A 1,985-nucleotide genomic window follows, 5' to 3' on the forward strand; every position below is an offset into this window, starting at 1 on the left:
GGCCCTACCACTAGGAACCTACACCATAGACCACAAAGACTACGGCAAAATAAAAGTCTACAAATTCGCCGGAGGCGAAGGTATGCAAGATGCTGCTTTTGAAAAATATGGGGAGGGGTATGGGTTTTAGGTAAAACAAAATCCTATGCACTCTTTGAAAAATGCATAGGATTTTTTTACTTGCTTACTATGTCCAATAGTTCTTCAAAGGAGCTTACCACTCCATATTTAACTTTATCTCCACTTATTTTTTCGAAATGTTTATGAGCACAGGCAATTTTAGCGCTTTCAATATTTCTTAATTGCAGAGAATTGTTGCTTCCCTTAGTTTCTGCTACAAAATAGATATGCTTTATATTATCATCCTTAAAAGCAATCGCCCAGTCTGGATTGTACTTTCCTACAGGTGTTGAAATGTAAAAGCTTGATGGGAGTTTTACATAGACTGCTACCTCGCCCCTGCTATCTAGTTTCTTTGAAAAATCTCTTTCTATATCAGAATCATAGATAGTAAAGTCAAAAATTCCCTTTTCTGAAGAAATAGCACTCTTGCCGAGCTGGCCCTTGAGGTTAGCTTCGGTAAATATCTCATTTTCGTACTTATCTTCCAAAAGATCATAGGTTATGTGTTGGATAATCTTTACTGCTTTTTCGTCGTTTATTATCTGACTAACCTTGCTGATAAATTCTTCAGGATTTTTCTTATAATTTAAAAATTTATCTTCGCTTATTCCCTTCAGGATTTTTACAACATCTTTTCTAGTTAATTGGGTCTCCTTGGCAATTTTCCCTACTAGGTCATACTTAGTAGTGTTGGCCATTCCGCAAACTTCGGTCCTATCTTCGTTTACTTCCTTAATGTTTTTGCCAAAATCTTTCTTATCAATAGACATTTGCTCGATATAACCAGTCTTCACCTCATATTTTATGGTTTGGATATTGAGGACTGCATTTATCTTGGATATACAATTCTCAACCAGCTCATCGCTATCAAAATCAACCACATAATAGGTTTTCTGATTGATATTTTCCCAAAGTTTTTGGAATTCTTGAGATTTTAGTTTATCTTCACGAAGTTTGGCATAGACATTTCTTGACCTTGCGTCAACTATATCTATATCCCTATCATAAATCCTGCCTAAAAGTTCGACTATAGAATCTTGATAATCTCTTAAATCATCTCCCAAATCTATAGCACCAGATTTTTTATCATCATAAAATTTCTCAGTTAATTTTTGTTTTTTGATATATTCTATAACTATTAATTTCTCATAAATCTCAAGGGCAAGGTCTTTGTCAATTTGCTTTTCTTCTCCGTTTTGGCTTTTAATAACCCTGCCTTCAAATAAATCAGGATTGACCTTCCTAGCCCTACCAGAAGAATCTTCGTAATATTCATTTTGAAGGGTCTTGGCAAAGTTTTCGTAAGATTCGCTGGCTACAACTGTTAGGCTATTTACATCTTGGACGCTATCACCGAGGACATTTTCATCCATTCTCTCGCCATTTTCATCAACACAAAGCCTCAAACCACGCCCAACTTCTTGTCTTTTTCTCATATCAGAGCCGGATTGCTTGAGGGTACAAATCTGGAAGACATTTGGATTATCCCATCCTTCTTTAAGAGCAGAGTGAGAAAAGATAAACCTTACAGGACTTTTCTTAGGGTCCCTATCCAGCAAGAGCTCCTTGTTTTTCATAATTAGATCGTAAGTACTAATATCATCATTTGATTGACCCCTGGTATTTTTAATCCTACCCTTATTATCAACCGAAAAATATCCCTGGTGGGTGTCAGCTGGTTTGAAATTTTCTAGATAATTAACATAGGATTCTCCCCCATGTTTTAATTGGAAACTAGAAAATACTTTTTCATACTCTTCTTCAAATATATCAGCATATAAACCATTATGGGCGACATTATCCTCATCATAGACCCTATAATTTGCAACTTCGTCAATAAAGAAGAGGCTTAGGACCTTAAT

Annotated in this window: 1 pseudogene; it reads right to left on the minus strand. The window is 35.6% G+C overall.

From position 1 onward, the window contains the following. Positions 1-176 precede the first annotated feature (176 nt). Positions 177-1,985 (minus strand): annotated as a pseudogene (locus Q0410_RS04235) (restriction endonuclease subunit R); the annotation flags it as partial.

This window comes from uncultured Anaerococcus sp., assembly GCF_937934665.1.
Taxonomy (GTDB): Bacteria; Bacillota; Clostridia; order Tissierellales; family Peptoniphilaceae; genus Anaerococcus.